General features: G+C 69.7%; 16 protein-coding genes, 1 tRNA gene and 1 other RNA gene. 10 read left to right on the forward strand and 8 right to left on the reverse strand.

Going from position 1 to position 20,149, the window contains the following annotated elements:
* Positions 1 to 8 precede the first annotated feature (8 nt).
* On the reverse strand, positions 9 to 1,346 hold the full coding sequence (glnA, locus tag AB4078_RS15225; protein WP_440731905.1) for a type I glutamate--ammonia ligase: 1,338 nt from the start codon (positions 1,344 to 1,346) through the stop codon (positions 9 to 11).
* 5 nt (positions 1,347 to 1,351) lie between these two features.
* The gene (locus tag AB4078_RS15230) at positions 1,352 to 1,561 is read right to left on the reverse strand and encodes an SPOR domain-containing protein (protein ID WP_440731906.1); all 210 of its coding nucleotides are present in this window, start codon (positions 1,559 to 1,561) and stop codon (positions 1,352 to 1,354) included.
* Between the two features lie 65 nt (positions 1,562 to 1,626).
* On the opposite strand from AB4078_RS15230, the gene ppgK reads away from it, so the two are divergent.
* Entirely contained in the window at positions 1,627 to 2,373 is a 747-nt protein-coding gene (ppgK, locus tag AB4078_RS15235) for a polyphosphate--glucose phosphotransferase (RefSeq protein WP_441977829.1), read from the forward strand.
* Between the two features lie 63 nt (positions 2,374 to 2,436).
* Here the strand turns inward: ppgK and rnpB are convergent.
* Together rnpB and AB4078_RS15245 are read right to left on the reverse strand one after the other, a co-directional pair.
* An RNA gene (gene rnpB / locus AB4078_RS15240) (RNase P RNA component class A) lies at positions 2,437 to 2,810 on the reverse strand.
* Positions 2,811 to 2,822: 12 nt separating this feature from the next.
* Positions 2,823 to 4,550 carry a bifunctional 3'-5' exonuclease/DNA polymerase gene (locus tag AB4078_RS15245; RefSeq protein ID WP_441977830.1) on the reverse strand — a complete coding sequence of 576 codons (1,728 nt, stop codon included), beginning with the start codon at positions 4,548 to 4,550 and terminating at the stop codon, positions 2,823 to 2,825.
* Positions 4,551 to 4,693: 143 nt separating this feature from the next.
* Here AB4078_RS15245 and AB4078_RS15250 point away from each other — a divergent pair, with 143 nt between their 5' ends.
* The gene (locus AB4078_RS15250; RefSeq protein WP_441977831.1) at positions 4,694 to 5,533 is read left to right on the forward strand and encodes an aldo/keto reductase; all 840 of its coding nucleotides are present in this window, start codon (positions 4,694 to 4,696) and stop codon (positions 5,531 to 5,533) included.
* A gap of 34 nt (positions 5,534 to 5,567) precedes the next feature.
* On the opposite strand, the gene AB4078_RS15255 is transcribed toward AB4078_RS15250, so the two are convergent.
* Both AB4078_RS15255 and AB4078_RS15260 read right to left on the reverse strand, forming a co-directional pair.
* Positions 5,568 to 6,320, reverse strand: coding sequence for a zinc ribbon domain-containing protein (locus AB4078_RS15255; protein WP_441977832.1), 753 nt, complete (start codon positions 6,318 to 6,320; stop codon positions 5,568 to 5,570).
* Between the two features lie 49 nt (positions 6,321 to 6,369).
* Complete coding sequence (locus AB4078_RS15260) at positions 6,370 to 6,774, reverse strand: YchJ family protein (protein WP_440731911.1); 405 nt, start codon at positions 6,772 to 6,774, stop codon at positions 6,370 to 6,372.
* Positions 6,775 to 6,844: 70 nt separating this feature from the next.
* On the opposite strand from AB4078_RS15260, the gene AB4078_RS15265 reads away from it, so the two are divergent.
* Positions 6,845 to 9,025 carry a heavy metal translocating P-type ATPase gene (locus AB4078_RS15265; protein WP_441977833.1) on the forward strand — a complete coding sequence of 727 codons (2,181 nt, stop codon included), beginning with the start codon at positions 6,845 to 6,847 and terminating at the stop codon, positions 9,023 to 9,025.
* 27 nt (positions 9,026 to 9,052) lie between these two features.
* Here the strand turns inward: AB4078_RS15265 and AB4078_RS15270 are convergent, their stop codons facing one another.
* Positions 9,053 to 10,183 (reverse strand): aminotransferase class V-fold PLP-dependent enzyme, encoded by a 1,131-nt coding sequence (locus AB4078_RS15270; RefSeq protein ID WP_441977834.1) that lies wholly within the window; start codon positions 10,181 to 10,183, stop codon positions 9,053 to 9,055.
* Between the two features lie 42 nt (positions 10,184 to 10,225).
* On the opposite strand from AB4078_RS15270, the gene AB4078_RS15275 reads away from it, so the two are divergent.
* A tRNA-Val gene (locus tag AB4078_RS15275) sits at positions 10,226 to 10,298 on the forward strand.
* A gap of 18 nt (positions 10,299 to 10,316) precedes the next feature.
* Here the strand turns inward: AB4078_RS15275 and AB4078_RS15280 are convergent.
* Positions 10,317 to 11,645, reverse strand: a complete 1,329-nt coding sequence (locus AB4078_RS15280; protein WP_440731914.1) for an MFS transporter — start codon at positions 11,643 to 11,645, stop codon at positions 10,317 to 10,319.
* 122 nt (positions 11,646 to 11,767) lie between these two features.
* On the opposite strand from AB4078_RS15280, the gene AB4078_RS15285 reads away from it, so the two are divergent.
* The 6 genes from AB4078_RS15285 (at position 11,768) to AB4078_RS15310 (ending at position 20,105) form a co-directional block, all read left to right on the forward strand.
* Positions 11,768 to 13,201 carry an aromatic amino acid lyase gene (locus AB4078_RS15285; protein WP_441977835.1) on the forward strand — a complete coding sequence of 478 codons (1,434 nt, stop codon included), beginning with the start codon at positions 11,768 to 11,770 and terminating at the stop codon, positions 13,199 to 13,201.
* Positions 13,202 to 13,215: 14 nt separating this feature from the next.
* Complete coding sequence (locus tag AB4078_RS15290) at positions 13,216 to 13,977, forward strand: IclR family transcriptional regulator (RefSeq protein ID WP_440731916.1); 762 nt, start codon at positions 13,216 to 13,218, stop codon at positions 13,975 to 13,977.
* A 124-nt stretch (positions 13,978 to 14,101) separates the two neighbouring features.
* Positions 14,102 to 16,825, forward strand: a complete 2,724-nt coding sequence (gene aceE / locus AB4078_RS15295; RefSeq protein ID WP_441977836.1) for a pyruvate dehydrogenase (acetyl-transferring), homodimeric type — start codon at positions 14,102 to 14,104, stop codon at positions 16,823 to 16,825.
* Positions 16,826 to 16,838: 13 nt separating this feature from the next.
* Positions 16,839 to 18,065: a PucR family transcriptional regulator gene (locus tag AB4078_RS15300; RefSeq protein WP_440731918.1), complete on the forward strand. Its 1,227-nt coding sequence runs from the start codon at positions 16,839 to 16,841 to the stop codon at positions 18,063 to 18,065.
* Positions 18,066 to 18,174: 109 nt separating this feature from the next.
* Positions 18,175 to 19,110: an ACP S-malonyltransferase gene (locus AB4078_RS15305; protein ID WP_440731919.1), complete on the forward strand. Its 936-nt coding sequence runs from the start codon at positions 18,175 to 18,177 to the stop codon at positions 19,108 to 19,110.
* Positions 19,107 to 20,105 (forward strand): beta-ketoacyl-ACP synthase III, encoded by a 999-nt coding sequence (locus AB4078_RS15310; RefSeq protein WP_440731920.1) that lies wholly within the window; start codon positions 19,107 to 19,109, stop codon positions 20,103 to 20,105. The genes AB4078_RS15305 and AB4078_RS15310 overlap by 4 nt, the downstream gene beginning before the upstream one ends.
* Positions 20,106 to 20,149: the final 44 nt, after the last annotated feature.

Here is a 20,149-nt window from a genome sequence, read left to right on the forward strand (position 1 = left end):
ACCCCTGCTCAGAGCAGTTCGAGGTTGCTCTTGAGCTCGAACGGCGTGACCTGACCGCGGTACGCCTCCCACTCCTTGCGCTTGTTCAACAGCACATAGTTGAAGACCTGCTCGCCGAGCGTTTCGGCGACGAGTTCCGACTCCTCCATGAGTTCGAGTGCGTGGTCCAGGCTCGCAGGCAGCGCCGCGTAGCCGAGCGCACGCCGTTCCGCGTCGCTCAGAGACCAGACGTTGTCCTCGGCCTCGGGCGGCAGCTCGTAGCCCTCCTCGATGCCCTTGAGTCCGGCCGCGAGCATGAGGGCGTATGCCAGATACGGGTTGGCCGCAGAGTCCAGGGCGCGGTACTCGATCCGCGTGGACTGGCCCTTGTTGGGCTTGTACATCGGCACCCGGATCAGCGCGGAGCGGTTCGCGTGGCCCCATGTCACGAAGCTGGGCGCCTCGTCGCCGCCCCAGAGCCGCTTGTACGAGTTCACGAACTGGTTCGTCACCGCCGCGATCTCGTTCGCGTGCCGCAGGAGCCCAGCGATGAACTGGCGCCCCGTGCGGGAGAGCTGGTACTTCGCCCCCTCCTCGTAGAACGCGTTCAAGTCGCCCTCGAACAGCGACAGGTGCGTGTGCATGCCGCTGCCGGGGTGGTTGTTCAGGGGCTTCGGCATGAACGTCGCGTACACACCCTGCTCGATCGCCACCTCCTTCACCACGGTGCGGAAGGTCATGATGTTGTCGGCGGTGGTGAGCGCGTCCGCGTAGCGCAGGTCGATCTCGTTCTGGCCGGGACCGCCCTCATGGTGGCTGTACTCCACCGAGATGCCGAGGTCCTCCAGCATCCGCACAGCGCTGCGCCGGAAGTCGTGCGCCGTCCCGCCGGGCACGTTGTCGAAATAGCCCGCCGAGTCCGCCGGGACGGGCCCCTCGGGTCCGAACTGCGACGACTTCAGCAGGTAGAACTCGATCTCGGGGTGCGTGTAGAACGTGAAGCCCGCATCAGCCGCCTTGGCGAGGGTGCGCTTGAGCACGTGCCGCGGGTCCGCGACGGCCGGACGACCGTCTGGCGTGGTCAGGTCGCAGAACATCCGCGCCGTGGGGTCGATCTCCCCGCGCCAGGGCAGGATCTGGAAGGTCGTCGGATCCGGCTGCGCGAGCAGATCCGACTCGAAGGTGCGGGTCAGGCCCTCGATCGCGGAGCCGTCGAACCCGATGCCCTCGGCGAAGGCGCCCTCGACCTCGGCCGGGGCGATCGCCACCGACTTCAGGGTGCCGATCACGTCGGTGAACCAGAGTCGGATGAACTTGACGCCGCGCTCCTCAATGGTGCGCAGCACGAAGTCCCGCTGCTTGTCCATTCCGCTCATCGAGTACCGTCCGTGCCCTTGCCCCAGTTGTCCTCGGCCGCATCCTCATCGGCCCAGGCCTTGGCACGCTCCTGGAGCACCTCCGGGGCGCGACTGGCCTCCTCGGCGGTGTCGAACGGGCCGATCCGGTCGATAGACGGCGATTCCAGACCGTATTCGACCTCACCGGTGCTGCTGTTGAACCAGTACTTGTTCTCGCCGGACATCGCTGCTCCTCCTGGGCTTTGTCACGATCCTACTGGCGTGCCCGCCTCTCGCTAGGCTGTTGCGCATGGCAAAAGCGATCGGCGTCGACATCGGCGGCACGGGTATCAAGGCAGGAATCGTCGACCTCGAGCACGGGACCATGGCGTCCGACCGCGTACGTGTGCCCACCCCCGAGGGCGCCTCGCCCCAGGATGTGCTGACGGCCGTCCAAACCGTGCTGCGGACCCTCGAGGTGCACGAGTCGACCCTTCCACTCGGCGTCGCCTTCCCCGCGATCGTCAAGCGCGGAAGGACGCTCTCCGCCGCCAACGTCTCGAAGAAGTGGATCGACTTCGACGCCGAGCGCTTCTTCCGGGACGGCCTGGGTCGCAACATCGTCTTCGTGAACGACGCGGACGCTGCCGGTGTCGCCGAGGCGCGCCACGGCGCGGCACGCGACGTCATCGGGCTCACCCTGATGACCACGCTCGGCACCGGCATCGGCTCCGCCTTCCTGTACGACGGCGTCCTGATCCCCAACTCCGAACTCGGGCACCTCAACTTCCGCGAGTTCGAATCCGTGGAGAAGTGGGCGGCCACCTCCGCCCGCGAACGCGAGGGGCTCAGCTGGGCGGCATGGGCCGAGCGCCTGCAGGCCTTCTACTCGCACATCGAGTTCCTCTTCAGCCCCGACCTGTTCGTCGTCGGCGGGGGCGTGTCCAAGAACGCAGGCGATTTCCTCCCGCTTCTCGAACTCAAGACACCGATCGTCCCGGCCATCCACCGCAACAACTCCGGCATCATCGGCGCGGCCTCGCTCGCGGGCGACTGACGCCCCCTGCACGCCGAAAGGCCCGGATCCGCTGAGCTGCGGATCCGGGCCTTCTTCGTGAGAGGAACGGGCCGGCCTGTACGCCGGGTTCTGTGCCGGGGCCCCTCTCGGGGCATCCCTTCGACGGTCATCTCTCTCGGCGACGCGTTGCCGCGCCGCTCCAGCGGCCTACCCGGGGACTCGGCGAGCCGCGTCATCATCCCCTGTCTGGCCTTGCTCCGGGCGAGGTTTACCTGGCGGGCCGTGTCGCCACGGCCCCCGGTGGTCTCTTACACCACCCTTTCACCCTTACCTCGGTCCTTGCGGGCCGCGGCGGTCTTCTCTCTGTGGCACTGTCTCGCGGATTGCTCCGGGTGGGTGTTACCCACCGCCCTGCCCTGTGGAGCCCGGACGTTCCTCGGTGCGGTCTCCCGCCACGCGACCGTCCAGCCGACCCGTTCGCATCCAGTCTACGAGTCCTTGCCCGCGTCCTCGGCGATGCGCAGGTCGAGGGGGATGTCGATCTCGAACCCGGGGAACAGCCGGCGCGTCGCCGCGTCCGCCGCGTCTTGCACCACACGCGCGGCCTCGTCGGCCTGCGCGACAGGCGCGTGCACGATCACCTCGTCGTGCAGGAAGAACGCCAGATGCGCGCGCCGTGAGAACACCGGTCCAGAACCGGACGCAGGCTCGGCAGCCTCGGGCAGCGCGGTCAGGCGGTGCCGGATCTCGGCCAACCAGAGCAGCGACCATTCGGCCGCGGTGCCCTGCACCACGAAGTTGCGGGTGAACCGGCCGCGATCCCTGGCCCTGCTGCGGGCCAGCCGCTCGTCGGCGCCGTCCGCATCGGGGTCGCTCGCCCGCGACTGCGTCGCGGTCCAGAGCACATCCGGCCGTGGCGAACTGCGGCCGAGCAGCGTCGAGACGACGCCCCCGTCCTCCCCCGTCTTCGCCGCGCCGTCCACGAGCGCCATCGCCCGGGGGAAGACGCTGCGCAGCCGCGGACCGAGCTGGCCGCTCGGTCCCGTGGTCGCGCCGTACATGGCCCCGAGGACCGCGTACTTCGCCTCCTGACGCGTCTGAACCGCACCCGAGCGCACGACGCCCTCGTACAGGTCGGCGCCACGCGCAGCCGCAGCCATCGCCCGGTCCTTCGACATCGCCGCGAGCACCCGCGGCTCCAGCTGCGCCACGTCCGCGCACACCAGCGTCCAGCCGGCATCGGCGCGCACCGCCGGGCGCAGGCTCCGCGGGATCTGCAATGCTCCCCCGCCGCTGGACGCCCAGCGCCCGGTGACCACGCCGCCGGTGAGGTAGACGGGCCGGAAGCGCTCCTCGCGCACCCACTCCGCGAGCCACGCCCAGCCGTTGGCGGAGTAGAGCCGAGCCAGCTTCTTGTACGTCAGGAGCGGTTCGACGACGGGGTGCTCGACCTCGCCGAGTTCCCAGCGCGAGGTCGAGTCGATCAGGATCCCGGCCCGCCGCAGCGCCTTCAGCAGACGCGGCGGGCTGTCGGGGTTGACCGTGGCGTCCTCCAGGGTCTCACCGATCACGGCCGCGAGCTCGGCCATCCGAGCGGGCCGCGCACCGGGCACCGGCCGCGGGCCGAGCGCCTCGGCGAGTAATTGCTCGTGCACGGCGGTGCTCCACGGCAGGCCGGCGGCCGTCATCTCCTCGGCGACGAGAGCCCCGGTCGACTCGGCGGCGCACAGCAGAGCGAGGCGACCGTCCGGGGCACGCACCAGAGCGGCGCGCTGGCGACCGTACTCGGCGAGGAGTTCATCGATCTCCACGTACGGGTCTCCGGAGGCCTGTGACGCGACCTCATGCAGATCGAACAGCGCGGGCGTCTCGATCGTCGTCGCCAGCGGATCCGAGCGGATCCAGCGCGACGAAGCCGGGACCGGATCCGCCAGACTCGCCGTATCGCGCAGGATCGCGTGGCAGAGCACCAGGTCGTGCGCGCGGCGGATCCGTATCCCGGCGGCGAGCAGCGGCGGGTACACCTCGCGGAGATGACGCACCACCCACCGCGGATGGGCCCGCTCCTCCAGAGCGGCCACCTCGGTGGTCAGCGCGGATGCCGCGATCTCATTCCTGCACAGCTCTGCGCCGTCCTCGTCGAACAGCACCAGAGTCCAGCTGGTTCGTGCGGACCGCCCCAGCACGACCTCGTGCGGAGCAGCCGATTCGATCATGTCTTCGAATCTACGCCCTCCGGGAGCCAGGCACGGCATCCGCGATTCTGTACACCGGATCCTCGGGTGTGTCGGTGTGTATCGCCGCGCGCGCACCCGAACCCGGCGGCGGTTAGCGTGGAGTCACCGGAGAGGAGTCCCCCATGTCCGATGCGTCCCCCTTCATCGCCCACAACGGCTTCGCCCTGCCTGCCCAGGGCCTCGGCACCTACGGTTTCCGCGGAGAGGCCGGTGCGGATGCGGTCCGCAGCGGCATCGAGAACGGCTATCGGCTGATCGACTCCGCCTTCAACTACGAGAACGAAGGTGCGGTCGGCTGGGGCATCTCCGGGGCAGCCGTCGACCGGGCCGAACTCATCGTCACCTCGAAACTCGCCGGGCGCCACCACGCGCGCGCCAAGGCGCTCGACGCGATCGAGGAGAGCCGGTTCCGCCTCGGCGTCGATGCGATCGACCTGTTCCTCATCCACTGGCCGCTGCCGCGCGTGGACGCGTACATCGAGGCCTGGCAGGCGCTCATCGAGGCGCGCGACCGGGGCCTGGTACGCCAGATCGGCGTGTCGAACTTCCTGCCGGAGCATCTGGAACGCATCGAGGACGCGACCGGGGTGCGCCCCGTGGTCAACCAGATCGAGCTGCACCCGCGCTTCCCGCAGGAGGAGGCCCTGGCGTACCACCGCGCTCACGGCATCCTCACCGAGGCGTGGAGCCCGCTCGGCAGAGCCGGCGAGGTGCTCGAAGATCCGGCGGTCACCGCCGTCGCCGCAGCGCACGGCCTGACGCCTGCGCAGGCCGTGCTGGCCTGGCACGCCGGACGCGGCGTGGTGGCGATCCCGAAGGCCGCCTCGGCCGAGCATCAGACCCTGAACCTCGCCGCGGCCCAGGTGCGGCTGAGCGTCGACGAGATCGCCGCGATCACGGCTCTCGGCGCACCCGACGGGCGCCTCTGGGACGCGGATCCGGCCACGCACGAGGAATTCTGAGCGCGCTCCACCGCCGGGGTCGGCGCCGCCCCGCTCACTCCGCAGGGGCGGAGCTCTTCTGGCCCGACTCCTCGGTGCGGATCAGGATGCACCCGCACTCGGGGCATGAGACCACGTCGTCGTCCGCAGCCTGGCGGATGGCGTTCAGGTCCGTACCGGAGAGCACCATGCGGCACCCCTCGCAGGTGGCGCGGCGCAACAGCGCCGCGCCCGCGGTGCGTCCGACGCGGCGCTGGTACTCGGCCATGAGCGACGGGGAGACCGAGTCGACGAGCGCGACGCGGTCTCGAGCGAGCTGCTCGCCCTCGGTCGTCGCTGCGGCGATGAGGGCCTTGGCCTCCGCGGTCAGCCGCGTGCCCTCGGCCACGGTCTGGTCGATGAGCGCCTGCTGGGCGGAGACGGCCGCCTCGGCATCCTCCAACCGGCCCATGAGCTCGAGCTCGGCGTCTTCCAGGTCGCTGATCCGGCGTGCGAGGCTCGCGATCTCCTGCTCGAGGGCGACCGCGTCCTTGGGGTTCTGCGTGGCAGCGAGCCGGCCGGCATCGCGGTCGCGGCGCTGTGCCGCGAGGGCGACATCCGACTCGAGGCGCTTCAGCTCGGTCTGCACGTCATCGCGCGTTCCGGCCAGTTCGGTCAGCTCGCGCAGCTGTCCCTGCCGCTGCGCGGAGAGCTCGTTGATCCGCTCCCCCTGCACCGGATGCGTGCGCGCGTAGTCGGCCTGCGCGATACGGCGGTCGATGTCGGCGATGTCGAGGAGCACGATCTGGTGCGCGGGGTTGGCTTTCACGCGTCCAAATCTACGCCAGGCGGGAATCCGGCCGCGCGCGCATCCCGCGTCAGGACACGTCGCCGTCGACGTAGAGCCATTGGCCGTCCTCGCGCACGAAGCGACTGCGCTCATGCAGCACGCCACGACCCGTCGCGTCCCGGTGGATCGCTTCGAACTCCACGATGCCCTCCGTGTCGAAGGGCCCTCCAGCGTGCTTCGCGAGGATGTCGAGGCGGAGCCAGCGCAGATGCGCGTCGAGGTCCAGCTGCGCCGGCCGGGTCGTCGGATGCCAGGAGCGCAGCAGGTACGCGGCATCGCCGACCACGAACGCCGTGTAGCGGGAGCGCATGAGACGCTCCGCGGTGGGCGCAGGTCGCCCCGCGAGGATCGGACCGCAGCAGGTCTCGAAGAGGTCGCCGCTGCCGCAGGGGCAGCGCTGCGCCGCCCTTCCGGCCATCGATCCATCGCTCATCCCGTCCAGCCTATTCGTTGATGTCGATACCCTTCGAAATACCCCTAGGGGGTATATGGTTGGTCCGATTATGGACGAACGAACGCAGAACGGCAGCCCCCACGCCGACGGCATCGCGACGCACGGTCATGGAACGGCGCACGAGACGCCGACCCCGACGGATCACACGCAGATGCACGACTCCCCTACGGATCACGGCGACATCGATCACGCGGAACTGCACGCCCACTCGGGCCATGCCGGCCACTCGGGCCACGCCGGGCACGGCGATCACGTCGCGCGATTCCGGCGCCTGTTCTGGATCATGCTCGTCCTGGCAGTCCCCGTCGTCGCCTTCTCCCCCATGTTCGCCATGCTCGTCGGGTACCACGTTCCCGACACCCTCGTCGTGCGGGCGATCCCGCCGGTGATCGGCACCGTGCTGTACGCGTGGGGCGGACAGCCGTTCCTGGCCGGCGCGATCTCCGAGCTGCGCGCACGGCGTCCGGGGATGATGCTGCTGATCGCGCTCGCGATCACCGTCGCCTTCCTCGCCTCCTGGGGTGCGACTCTCGGAGTCCTCGACCATGAACTCGACTTCTGGTGGGAACTCGCCCTCCTCGTCGTGATCATGCTGCTCGGGCACTGGATCGAGATGCGTTCCCTGGCCCGGACGACGTCCGCACTCGACTCACTGGCCGCACTCCTGCCCGATGAGGCGGAGCGCCTCGTCGGCGACGACGTGGAGCTCGTGTCACCGGCGGAGCTCCGGGTCGGCGATGTCGTCCTGATCCGCCCCGGCGGACGCGTGCCCGCGGATGCGGTGGTGGCGGAGGGATCCGCCACCGTCGACGAGTCCATGATCACGGGCGAGTCGCGCGCGGTGCCGCGCACCGTGGGCGACCAGGTCGTCGCCGGCACGATCGCGACGGACTCGGCCTTGCGCGCCCGCGTGACGGCGGTAGGTGCCGACACCGCCCTCGCGGGCATCGGACGGCTCGTGGCCGAAGCGCAGTCGTCCTCGTCCCGGGCGCAGCGCCTCGCGGACCGCGCCGCGGGCTGGCTGTTCTGGTTCGCCCTCATCGCCGGCATCGTGACCGCCGTGGTGTGGACCGCGATCGGCCTCCCCGACGCCGCCGTCGTGCGGGTCATCACCGTGCTCGTGATCGCCTGCCCGCACGCACTCGGCCTGGCGATCCCGCTGGTCGTCTCGATCGCGACGGAGCGGGCCGCGCACGGCGGGATCCTGGTGAAGGACCGGATGGCCCTCGAGCGGATGCGCCAGGTCGATGCCGTGCTGTTCGACAAGACCGGCACGCTGACGGAGGGTGCTCCCGCTGTGATCGGGATCGCCGTCGCGGCGGGCTTCACCGAGGACGAGGTGCTCGGCGCCGCCGCCTCTGCAGAGTCCGACTCCGAGCACCCGCTCGCCACGGCGATCCGCACGGCCGCTGAGAACCGCGGTCTGGCCCGAGGCGCCGTGTCGGGATTCCGCTCCGAGCCGGCGCTCGGTGTCCGGGCCGTCCTCGACGGCCGCAGCGTCGAGGTGGGCGGACCGGGGCTGCTCGCGCAGACCGGCGCGGCGGAGATGCCCGAGGCGTCGGCGTGGCGTGCCGAGGGTGCGATCATCCTGCACGTGCTCGTGGACGGAAGGCTCGCCGGAGCTCTCAAGCTGGCCGATGCGATCCGGGCGGAGTCCCGCGATGCGGTGCGGGCACTCCAGCAGCGCGGCGTCGACGTCGTCATGATCACCGGCGACGCCGAGGCGGTCGCCGCGTCCGTGGCGGCGGAACTCGGCATCCGGCGGTTCTTCGCCGGCGTGCGCCCCGAGGACAAGTCGACGCGGGTCGCCGAGCTGCAGGCCGAGGGACGGGTGGTCGCCATGGTGGGCGACGGTGTCAACGACGCCCCCGCACTGGCCACGGCGGACGTGGGCATCGCGATCGGCGCCGGCACCGACGTGGCCATCGGATCCGCCGGGGTCGTGCTGGCCAGTTCGGATCCGCGCTCGGTGGTCGCGACGATCGACCTGTCGCGGGCCGCCTACCGCAAGATGCGGCAGAACCTGTGGTGGGCGGCCGGATACAACCTCGCCGCCGTGCCTCTCGCCGCGGGCGTGCTCGCCCCCATCGGCTTCCTGCTGCCGATGTCGGTCGGTGCGATCCTGATGTCGGTCTCCACCGTGGTCGTCGCCCTCAACGCGCAGCTGCTGCGCCGGCTCGACCTGCGGCCCGAGAGCGTCGCCGCCTCACCGGAGCACGGCTCGCACTGAATGTCCGGTGGCCCGGCCGGATCGGACTCAGAGTCCGATCCGGTCCAGAGCGCCTGCCAGACGATCGACCGTGCCGTCCACATCCGCGAGCTTGTCGAGACCGAACAGCCCGATCCGGAACGTCGAGAACGATTCCGGCTCTCCGCAGTGCAGCGGCACACCGGCCGCGATCTGCAGCCCCTGCTCGCGGAACAGCGCTCCGGTGCGCAGTCCCAGCTCCGTGGTGTGCACCACGGCGACGCTCGGCGAGGCGAATCCCTCCGCGGCCACCGAGGGCAGACCACGCTCGGCCAGCAGGGCGCGCACCCGGCTGCCGAGGTCCCACTGAGCGGCACGCAACGCCTCGAAGCCCCGCTCGCGGGTCTCGGTCATGAGTGCGGCGTTGTGCGCGAGCGTGTCGGTCGGCATGGTGGCGTGGTACGGCGCACGGCCCGCCACATACTCCTCGGAGATCCACAACCATTTCGCCAGGTCCATGGCGAAGCTCGACGACGTGCGCGACGTCACAGCCTCGCGACCCGCGTCGCCGAGCATCACATAACCGGCGCCGGGTGATCCGCTCCACCCCTTCTGCGGAGCGCTCAGCAGCACGTCCACGCCGAGGGCTGCCATGTCCACCCAGAGCGCACCCGACGCGATCGAGTCCAGGACGAACAGCCCGCCGACCTCGTGCACCGCGTCGGCGAGAGCGCGCACATAGTCATCGGGCAGCAGGATCCCCGCCGCCGTCTCGACGTGCGGTGCGAAGACGACCTCGCTGCGCTGGGCGCGGATCGCGGCGACCACCTCGTCGATCGGTGCGGGGGCCCAGGCAGCCTGCGCGCCATCGGAATCCGGGCGCGCCGCGCACACAACCGTGTTGTGCGCGACGTCGCCGGCATCGAGGATCTGCGACCAGCGGTAGGAGAACAGTCCGTTGCGCACGATGAGGCAGCGGCGCCCGGTGGCGAGCTGGCGAGCGACGCCCTCCATCGCGTAGGTCCCGCCACCCGGGACGATCGCCGTCGTCGTCGCGCCATAGGCGGCCCGCAGATCGGACTGCACGCTCTGCATCACGCGGAGGAATCGCGCGGACATGTGGTTCAGGGAGCGGTCCGTGAAGACCACCGAGTACTCCAGCAGGCCGTCGGGATCGACATCGTCGTGCGGAAGGTTCATGCGCTCAGCCTGGCACACCGCTCCCGCTAGGCTGGAGGGAACGCGCCTATAGCTCAGTTGGTAGAGCACGTCCTTTACACGGATGTGGTCGGGAGTTCGAGTCTCTCTGGGCGCACCGCGAGGCGCCCATCGATCAGACGAGCCTCTTGCCCTCCGTCTTCGGCGCCCACAGCCAGGTGACCAGCGCGCCGAGTGCGAGCACCCCGGCGAGCCAGTACATCGACACGGACACTCCCCACTTCTCCAGGCTGATCGGCAGCAGGAATGTCCCGATCGCCGAGCCGATGCGGCTGGTCGCGTTGAGCAGGCCGACGCCGCTCCCCCGCAGATGCGTCGGGAAGAGCTCGGGCGGGTACACCTGGGTGATGTTCGACGCCGCGGACATCACGAACGAATAGACCACGAACGGGATGAGCATCAGCCACGGCGACGCCTCCGCGAGGAGCCCGAGCAGAGCCAGCATCACGGTCATGATGACGAACGTCCAGAACGTGAAGGCCTTGCGCGGGAATCGCACGATCGCCCAGAGGCCCGCGACGCCACCGGCCAACAGGAAGATGTTGATCAGCAGGTTCTGCACGTTCGCGTCCGACACCTTCATCGCCTCGAGGATCGTGTAGACGAACGTGTAGATGGCGAAGTACGGGAGCACCTGGCAGGTGTAGAACAGGATCCCGAACCAGGTGCTCTTGCGCAGCGCGGGGCTGAAGAGCTCGCGGTAGCTGCTCTTCTCCTCGACATGAGCTGCCGGGATGAAGATGTTCCCCGTCTTGAGATACTTCTCCGCGATCGCTGCGGCCTCATCGCCGCGCCCCCTGCTGATGAGCCAGCCCGGCGACTCGGGTGAGCCGATGCGCACGATCAGGACGAACAGAGCCGGGATGAATCCTGAGGCGAGAAGCCAGCGCCAGGTGTCCGGGCCCACGTTCACATAGGCGCCGATCACGTTGGCGATGACATACCCGACGGTCCACAGCACGGTCAGCGAGGAGAGCATGAGGCCGCGGGACTTGCGCGGCGCGAACTCCGACAGGAGCGTCGGACCGACGGCGTAGTCCGCGCCGAGACCGAAGCCGATCAGCAGGCGAAGCACGAAGATCGTCTCGACGTTCGGTGCCCAGAACTGCGCCAGGGATGCGGCGGCGATCAGGATGAAGTTCAGGACGTAGACGCGCTGCCGACCGATCCGGTCGCTGATCCGGCCGAGGATCAGCGATCCGAAGAACAGGCCGATCAGCGCCGAGCTCGCCAGCATGCCCTGCCAGAACCCGTCGACGTGCCACTGCTGCGACAGCAGGGGCAACGCGCCGCCGATGATCCCCAGCGCATAGCCGTCCGAGAAGTTGGCGCCGAAGGTCATCATCGTGACCTTGAAGTGGAACCGTCCGAACGGGATCTGATCGAGAGCGATCTTCCCTTCGGGGACCGGCTCCTGGGCCTCGTCGGTGATGGCGGAATTCATCAGCAGCTCCCTTGCCACGTTGTGTTCCCATGTAGTGAAATAGTGATTGTTCACCACATGAAACTTGGTGACTGCCAGAATGTCAAGACCCGAGTGCGAAGCGCTCCGTCGGAAGGAGTCCCATGATCGACGCGAAGCGGCGGTCGAATCGAGCCACCGCGCCTGCGGCGGCGTCCGCAGGTGTCACGATCGTGCTCGGCGACCAGCCGCTGCAGCTGGACGACATCCGAGTCTTCGCCGAGGACGGCGCGCGCGCGCAATACTCGGCGGCGGCCGTTGATGCCATCGCTCTTGCCCACGACACCCTGCTGCGCCTCGCCGAGACGCGCCCGGTCTACGGTCTCTCCACGGGAGTCGGCGCACGGCGCAGCGTCGCCGTCGTGCGCGACAGGGCGTCGTGTCTGCGCCTCTGGCGCAGCCACGCGCTCCAATACGGTCCTGCCGTCGACGCCGAGCGCGTACGGGCGATGCTGCTCATCCGCGCCAACCAGCTCGCGCAGGGCGGATCCGGCGTCAGCCCGGCGCTCGCCGACGCCCTGCTCGCTGCGACGACCCGCGAGGATCCGCCGACGGTGGCCTTCGGCGGCGCGCTCGGCACGGGCGATCTCGGCGCGCTCGCGGCCCTTGCGCTCCAGATCACCGCGGACGGGCCCTCCGGTCCGTTCGCCGCTTCCGACGGCCTTCCGTTCATGAGCAGCAGCGCGCTGACACTCGCCGATGCGGCGCTCACGCTCGTCGATCTCGATCGTGTGATCGATGCGGCGATGGTGCTCGGTGCCGCCACCGCGACAACACTTCGGACGACGGCCGAGCACTTCGCGGCGGCGGCGTTCGCGGACCGCTACCCGGCGATGCGCGATGCCGCGACCAGGCTCGCCCCCTCCGACACCGGCCCCGGCGCGCGAGTGCAGGACCCCTTCTCGATGCGCCTGCTGCCGCAGTCGCTCGGCTCCGTGCGATTGTCCTGGGAGCGCTGCCGGGATGCGATGCTGGCCGAAGTCAACAGTGCGCACGAGAACCCCCGCGTGTTCATCCGTGAGGAGCAGGTCGCGCACACCGGCAACTTCTACACCGTCGACCTGGAACTCGCCTGCGGTACGGCGCTGCGCGCCCTCGCTCAGGACGCGAGCCTGCTCCTCGCGCGGCTCGGGCTGCTCATGAACCCCCGCTACACCGGTCAGGCCGAGTTCCTCGGCGACGGAACTCCCGATGCGACGGGGGCGATGATGCTGGAGTATGTCGCGGCCGCGGCGCTCGCCGACATCCGGGATCTCGCAGCCGCGCACGGGGGTCATGGCGTGCATCTCTCGCTCGGCGCCGAGGAGCATGCGCCGTTCACGCCGCAGGCGGTGCGGCGCCTCCGTCTCGCGACAGAGAGCTACCGTACGATGCTCGCCTGCTTCGCGGTCGCCCTGCGTCGCCTGCCCGGTGCGGAAGATCTGCTGCGGGGTTTGCCGGAGAGGCACGGCGGACTCGAGGATCGCGATCTGAGCAGTGAGCTCGCCGACACCGCGTCGGCGCTGGATAGGATTCGGCTCGGTGAGTCGCACGAGTAGACGGAGGAGCATCGATGAGCACGATCGGACCCGGCGGGGTGCCTGCCGCGGAGGAGAGAGCTGAGGCGCTCGACTCGGGTTCGGGTCCCCGTTCCGTGCACAGGGCGCTCGAGCTGCTCACGATCGTGGTCGAGACGGGACCCCAGCCGCTCACCGAGCTGGCGCGCGCGAGCGGTCTGCCCACGAGCACGACGATGCGTTCGCTGCGCGCCCTCGAGCACTGGGGCTATGTCGCACGCACAGCCGACGGCGGCTACGTCTCCGGTCACCGCTTCGCCCGCTCGCGCTTCGACGCAGAACCCGCCACCGCGGAGCACCTCTTCGAGCGCTCCGCAGAGGTGCTGCAACGGCTCACGGACCTCAGCGGAGAGTCGAGCTACCTGACCGTTCGCGGCCCCGGGCGCAGCTGCATCTATCTGCGTGAGGTGCAGAGCGACCAGCCGATCCGGCACGTCGGCTTCGCCGGATGGGCGGGCCGTACGGTGCAGATGGACGGCTCGGCGGTCGGCGCCGTCCTGGACGGCGAGACGCCGGACACCGGGTTCGTGACTCTCGGTGCGGTGTCCGCGCCCGACGCCACCGTCATCGCGGCTCCCGTGCTCGACAGCGAGGGCGCCGTCGTCGCGGCCCTCAGCATCGTCGGGCCGAGTTTCCGCATGGGTGCGGATCGCGTTCAGCAGCTCGGCGGACTCGTGCGCGACGCCGCGCAGAACCTGACTGCGGTACTCCGCCCCGAGCACTCCGCACCGACGACGGCGGACGCAGACCTTCGATAACCGGCCTGACCGCTGGGAGGGCTAGGCTGAGATCCGCGCGTCTTTTGTGCGGAGTCGACAAGCCTCCCCGGCGCCGCATCCCGATTTCGTTGGCATGACCTGCCAGACAGACGAAAGGCCTCCTGTGACTGTTCACGACCAGGATCCGTACTCCCAGGGCCCGCTCGACAGCGATCCCGAAGAGACCAGCGAATGGCAGCAATCGCTCGACGAACTCGTCGACGCGAAGGGCCACGGCCGCGGCCGCGAGATCATGCTCAGCCTGCTGAAGCGCTCGAAGGACCTGCATCTGGGCGTGCCGATGGTCCCGACCACGGACTACATCAACACCATCGCCCCGGAGAACGAGGCCGCCTTCCCCGGCGACGAGGACCTCGAGCGCCGATACCGGCACTGGATCCGCTGGAACGCCGCGATCACCGTGCACCGCGCGCAGCGGCCCGGCATCGGCGTCGGCGGTCACATCTCCACCTACGCCTCGGCCGCCTCGCTGTACGAAGTCGGCCACAACCACTTCTTCCGCGGGCGCGATGACGCCGCCGGCGGGGACCAGATCTTCTACCAGGGCCACGCCTCCCCCGGCATGTACGCCCGCGGCTTCCTCGAGGGCCGGATCACCGAGCAGCAGCTCGACGCGTTCCGCCAGGAGAAGTCCGGCGCCCCGAACGGCCTTCCCTCTTATCCGCACCCGCGGATGATGCCGGAGTTCTGGCAGTTCCCGACCGTGTCGATGGGCCTCGGACCGATCAACGCGATCTACCAGGCGATGACGAACAAGTACCTCGCCAACCGCGGCATCAAGCAGAACGACTCCCATGTGTGGGCGTTCCTCGGCGACGGCGAGATGGACGAGGTCGAGTCGCGGGGCCAGCTCCAGGTGGCCGCGAACGAGGGTCTGGACAACCTCACCTTCGTGATCAACTGCAACCTGCAGCGCCTCGACGGTCCGGTCCGCGGCAACGGCAAGATCATCCAGGAGCTGGAGAGCTTCTTCCGCGGGGCCGGCTGGAACGTCATCAAGGTCGTCTGGGGCCGGGAGTGGGACGACCTGCTCGCCCGCGACACCGACGGCGCCCTGCTGAACCTGATGAACGTCACGCCCGACGGCGACTACCAGACCTTCAAGGCGGAGAGCGGCGCCTACGTGCGCGAGAACTTCTTCGGCCGCGACGAGCGCGCGCTCGCCCTGGTCAAGGATTACTCCGACGACGACATCTGGCACCTGCGCCGCGGCGGCCACGACTACCGCAAGGTGTACGCCGCCTACAAGGCAGCGATGGAGCACAAGGGCCAGCCGACCGTCATCCTCGCCAAGACCGTCAAGGGCTACGGCCTGGGTCCGCACTTCGAGGGCCGCAACGCGACCCACCAGATGAAGAAGATGACGCTGGACGACCTCAAGCTGTTCCGCGACACCATGCACATCCCGATCTCGGACGCGCAGCTCGAGGCCGACCCGTACCGTCCGCCGTACTACCACCCGGGACAGAACGACGAGACGATCCAGTACATGCTGGAACGCCGTCGCGACCTGGGTGGCTTCCTCCCCGAGCGCCGCAGCACTCACGTCGGCCTGAACCTCCCCGAGGACAAGGACTACGCGCTGCCGAAGAAGGGATCCGGCAACCAGGAGGTCGCCACGACCATGGCCTTCGTGCGCATGGTCAAGGACCTCATGCGGGTCAAGGGCTTCGGCGAGCGGATCGTCCCGATCATCCCCGACGAGGCGCGCACGTTCGGCATGGACGCGTACTTCCCCACGGCGAAGATCTACAACCCGAACGGCCAGAACTACACTGCGGTCGACCGGGAGCTGCTGCTCGCGTACAAGGAGAGCCCGCAGGGGCAGATCATGCACGTGGGCATCAACGAGGCCGGCGCGGCTGCGGCGTTCACCGCCACCTCGACGGCGTACTCCACGCATGGCGAGCCGCTCATCCCGATCTACATCTTCTACTCGATGTTCGGCTACCAGCGCACCGGCGACGCGTTCTGGGCGGCCGGCGACCAGATGGGCCGCGGCTTCATCATCGGCGCCACGGCCGGTCGCACCACGCTGACCGGCGAGGGCACGCAGCACGCGGACGGCCAGTCCCCGCTGCTCGCCTCGACCAACCCCGCCACGCTCGTCTACGACGCGGCGTACGGCTACGAGGTCTCGCACATCGTGCAGGCCGGCATCGAGCAGATGTACGGCGGCACCCACCCGAACCCGGACGTCATGTACTACCTGACGGTGTACAACGAGCCGATGCGGATGCCGGCAGAACCTGCGGACGTGGACGCGGAGGGGATCCGGAAGGGTCTGCACCGCATCTCCGTCGGATCCGGCGAGGGGCAGCGCGTGCAGTTGCTCGCCTCGGGCGTCGGTGTGCCGTGGGCGATCGAGGCACAGGAGCTGCTGCTCGCCGATTGGGGCGTGTCCGCGGACGTGTGGTCGGTCACCTCGTGGACCGAGCTACGCCGCGACGGCCTGGCCGTCGACGAGCACAACTTCCTGCACCCGGACCAGGAGCTGCAGACGGCGTACCTCACCGAGAAGCTGAAGGACGCCCAGGGTCCGTTCATCGCGACGAGCGACTACATGCACGCGGTGCAGGACCAGATCCGCCAGTGGGTCCCCGGTGCGTACTACACGCTGGGCGCCGACGGCTTCGGCTTCGCCGACACGCGTGCCGCCGCTCGCCGCTTCTTCAAGATCGACGGCCCGTCCATGGTCGTCCGCGCTCTGCAGGCGCTCGCGGACGAGGGGCGGATCGACCGCTCCGTCGTGGGACAGGCGATCGCGAAGTACGACCTGTACAACGTGAACGCCGGCACCAGCGGCAACGCCGGTGGCGACAGCTGATGCCAGCGGCACGATGAGCAGACCTCCCGAGATGACCAAGGAGGAGACGCTGGCGTGGCTGCGCCGCATCTCCGGGGATCTCGCCACGGCGACCCTGCAGCGTCTCGAGGACTCGCTGCCCTGGTACGCCGAGATGCCACCGGCCCGACGCTCCGCCGTCGGGCTGGTGGCCCAGGCGGGCATCACCTCGTTCATCCAGTGGTACGACGACCCCACGTCGACCCCCTGGATCGCCGCGGACATCTTCGCCGCCGCACCGCGTGAGCTGCTGCGCAGCGTGAGCCTGCAGCAGACGCTGCAGCTCATCCGCGTCACCGTCGAGGTGACAGAGGAGCGCGTGGCAGGCAACGGCCAGCACCTGCGCGACGCCATCCTGCTGTACTCGCGCGACGTGGCCTTCGCGGCCGCCGATGTGTACGCGCGCGCCGCCGAGGCCCGAGGGCTGTGGGACGCGCGCCTGGAGGCGCTCGTCGTGGACTCGATCCTCACCGGCGAAGCCGACGAGGAGCTGCCCAGCCGCATCGCCGCCCTCGGCTGGCACGGCCACGGCGAGGTCTGCGTGATCGTGGGAACCACACCGCCGCAGTTCGATGTGGACCAGGTGCGCCGCACCGCGCGCAAGCTGGCGGTCGACGTGCTGATCGGCGTGCAGGGGTCACGACTCGTGCTGGTGGTCGGGCGCGCCAAGCCCGCCGCCACGGACGACGCCACCGACGGCACTGAGCCCGCTGAGTTCTCCTTCGCGGAGATCGCCCGCACCTTTGAGCCCTCCTTCGGGCCGGGGCACATGGTGGTCGGCCCCGCCGTCGCCGCACTCGTCGACGCCGGGCAGAGCGCCCGTGCCGCCCTGGCCGGTTTCGCCGTGGCGCGCGCCTGGCGCGGCGCGCCGCGGCCCGTCGACGCCGACGAGCTGCTGCCGGAGCGCGCGATCGCCGGCGACCCGCTGGCCAAGCAGACCCTCATCGAGCGCGTGTTCCGTCCGCTGCACGACCACTCCACCGACCTCGTCACGACGCTGTGGAGCTACCTCGACAACGGCCGTTCCCTCGAGGCGACCGCGCGGGAGCTGTTCGTGCACCCGAACACCGTGCGCTACCGCCTGAAGCGCATCAGCGAGGTGATCGGCTGGGACGCCACCGGTCCGCGTGAGGCCTTCATCCTGCAGACCGCGCTCGTGCTCGGCACGATCGGCACGGCGGATCCGGTCCGGCGCGGACTTCGTCCTCGTCGCCCGCGCTGATCCTTCGACGCCGCGATACCGAACGCGTTGTACGTCTCAGATAACCGATCTGCGGATTCTTGTGAGGGTTGAGCCACCGAAACCGGCGGATCGTTGGCAGACTGGGAACGTGATCGTCTTCGCATGCCCTGGACAGGGCTCCCAGACCCCCGGCTTCCTCTCCCCCTGGCTCGAGCTCGACGGTGTCGCCGACGACCTCGCCGCGTACTCGGAGGCCGCCGAGGTCGACCTGATCCAGCACGGCACCGTCTCCGACGCCGACACGATCCGCGACACCCGCATCGCGCAGCCCCTGATCGTGGCCGCCTCGCTGGTGGCGGCGAAGGCCCTGCAGGAGCGCGCGGGCCGCGGCCCTGACGGGATCGCCGGCCACTCGGTCGGCGAGTTCGCCGCCGTGTCGGGTGCCGGCGTGATCCCCGCCGAGACCGCGATGCGCTTGGTCGGCATCCGCGGCCGCGCGATGGCCGACGCCGCAGGCAGGACCCCGACCGGGATGAGTGCCGTCCTGGGCGGCGACGAGGAGGCCGTGCTCGCGCTGCTGTCCGACCTCGACCTCACCCCTGCCAACTACAACGGCGGCGGTCAGATCGTCGCCGCAGGCGCCCTGCCTGCCCTCGCGGCACTGGCCGAGGCCCCCGTGCGCGGATCCCGCGTGATCGCGCTGCAGGTCGCCGGCGCGTTCCACACGCACTACATGGCCTCCGCCGTCGACACGCTGCGCGAAGCCGTCGCCGGCGTCGACGCGGCAGATCCGACGGTGACGCTCTGGACGAACAAGGACGGATCCGTCCTCGCAGACGGCGCCACGGCGCTGGAGAACCTCGTCACCCAGGTCTCCTCCCCCGTACGGTGGGACCTGTGCATGGCCTCATTCGCCGAGCGCGGTATCACCGGCCTCATCGAGCTGACCCCGGCAGGCGCCCTCACCGGTCTTGCCAAGCGCGGGCTGCGCGGCGTTCCCGCCGTCGCTGTGAAGACCCCGGACGACCTCGACGCGGCGGTCGCGCTGCTGAACGGCGCTGACGACAACGGAGAAGCAGCATGACCACGCTCAAGCAGGCCACCGGCCCCGCGTACACCCGCATCTACTCCGTGGGCGCCGCCCGCGGGGAGAACGCCGTTCCGAACGAAGACCTCATCGGCCCGATCGATTCGAGCGACGAGTGGATCCGTCAGCGCACCGGCATCGTCACGCGTGCCCGTGCGCTGCCGACCACCGACGCGATCGATCTGTCCACGGCCGCCGGGATCGAGGCGATCGAGAAGTCCGGCGTGGCGCCGTCCGACATCGACCTCGTGATCGTGGCCACGATCAGCAACCCGAAGCAGACCCCCTCCGTCTCGGCGATCGTGGCCGACAGAGTCGGCGCGAACCCGGCCGCCGCCTACGACCTCAACGCGGCATGCGCCGGTTACGCCTACGCCGTCGCCCAGGCGGATGCCCTGATCCGCGCCGGCGCCGCTCGGTATGCGCTCGTCATCGGCGCCGAGAAGCTCTCCGATGTCGTGGACCCGACTGACCGGAGCATCTCGTTCCTGCTCGGCGATGGGGCCGGCGCCGTCGTTGTCGGCCCCAGTGACTTCCCCGGCATCTCGGGCACGGTCTGGGGCTCGGACGGCTCGAAGGCCGACGCGGTCGGCATGAACCACACCCTCACCGAGTTCCGCGATGGGCAAGCGCCCTGGCCGACGCTGCGCCAGGAGGGCCCGACCGTGTTCCGCTGGGCTGTCTGGGAGATGGCCAAGGTCGCCAAGCAGGCGCTCGAACAGGCCGGCGTCGAGGCATCGGATCTGGCAGCCTTCATCCCGCACCAGGCCAACATGCGCATCGTCGACGAGTTCGCCAAGCAGCTGAAGCTGCCCGAGACGACCGTGATCGCGCGCGACATCGAGACCACCGGCAACACTTCCGCGGCGTCGATCCCACTCGCCACGCACCGCCTGCTGCAGGAGCACCCCGAGCTCAGCGGCGGACTCGCTCTGCAGATCGGCTTCGGCGCCGGCCTGGTGTTCGGCGCGCAGGTCGTCGTGCTCCCCTGACCGGGCGCCGCCGACTCCTAGACTGTTCACCGGTTCCCAACCAT

The organism is Microbacterium sp. 2MCAF23 (assembly GCF_052115565.1).
Lineage (GTDB): Bacteria > Actinomycetota > Actinomycetes > Actinomycetales > Microbacteriaceae > Microbacterium.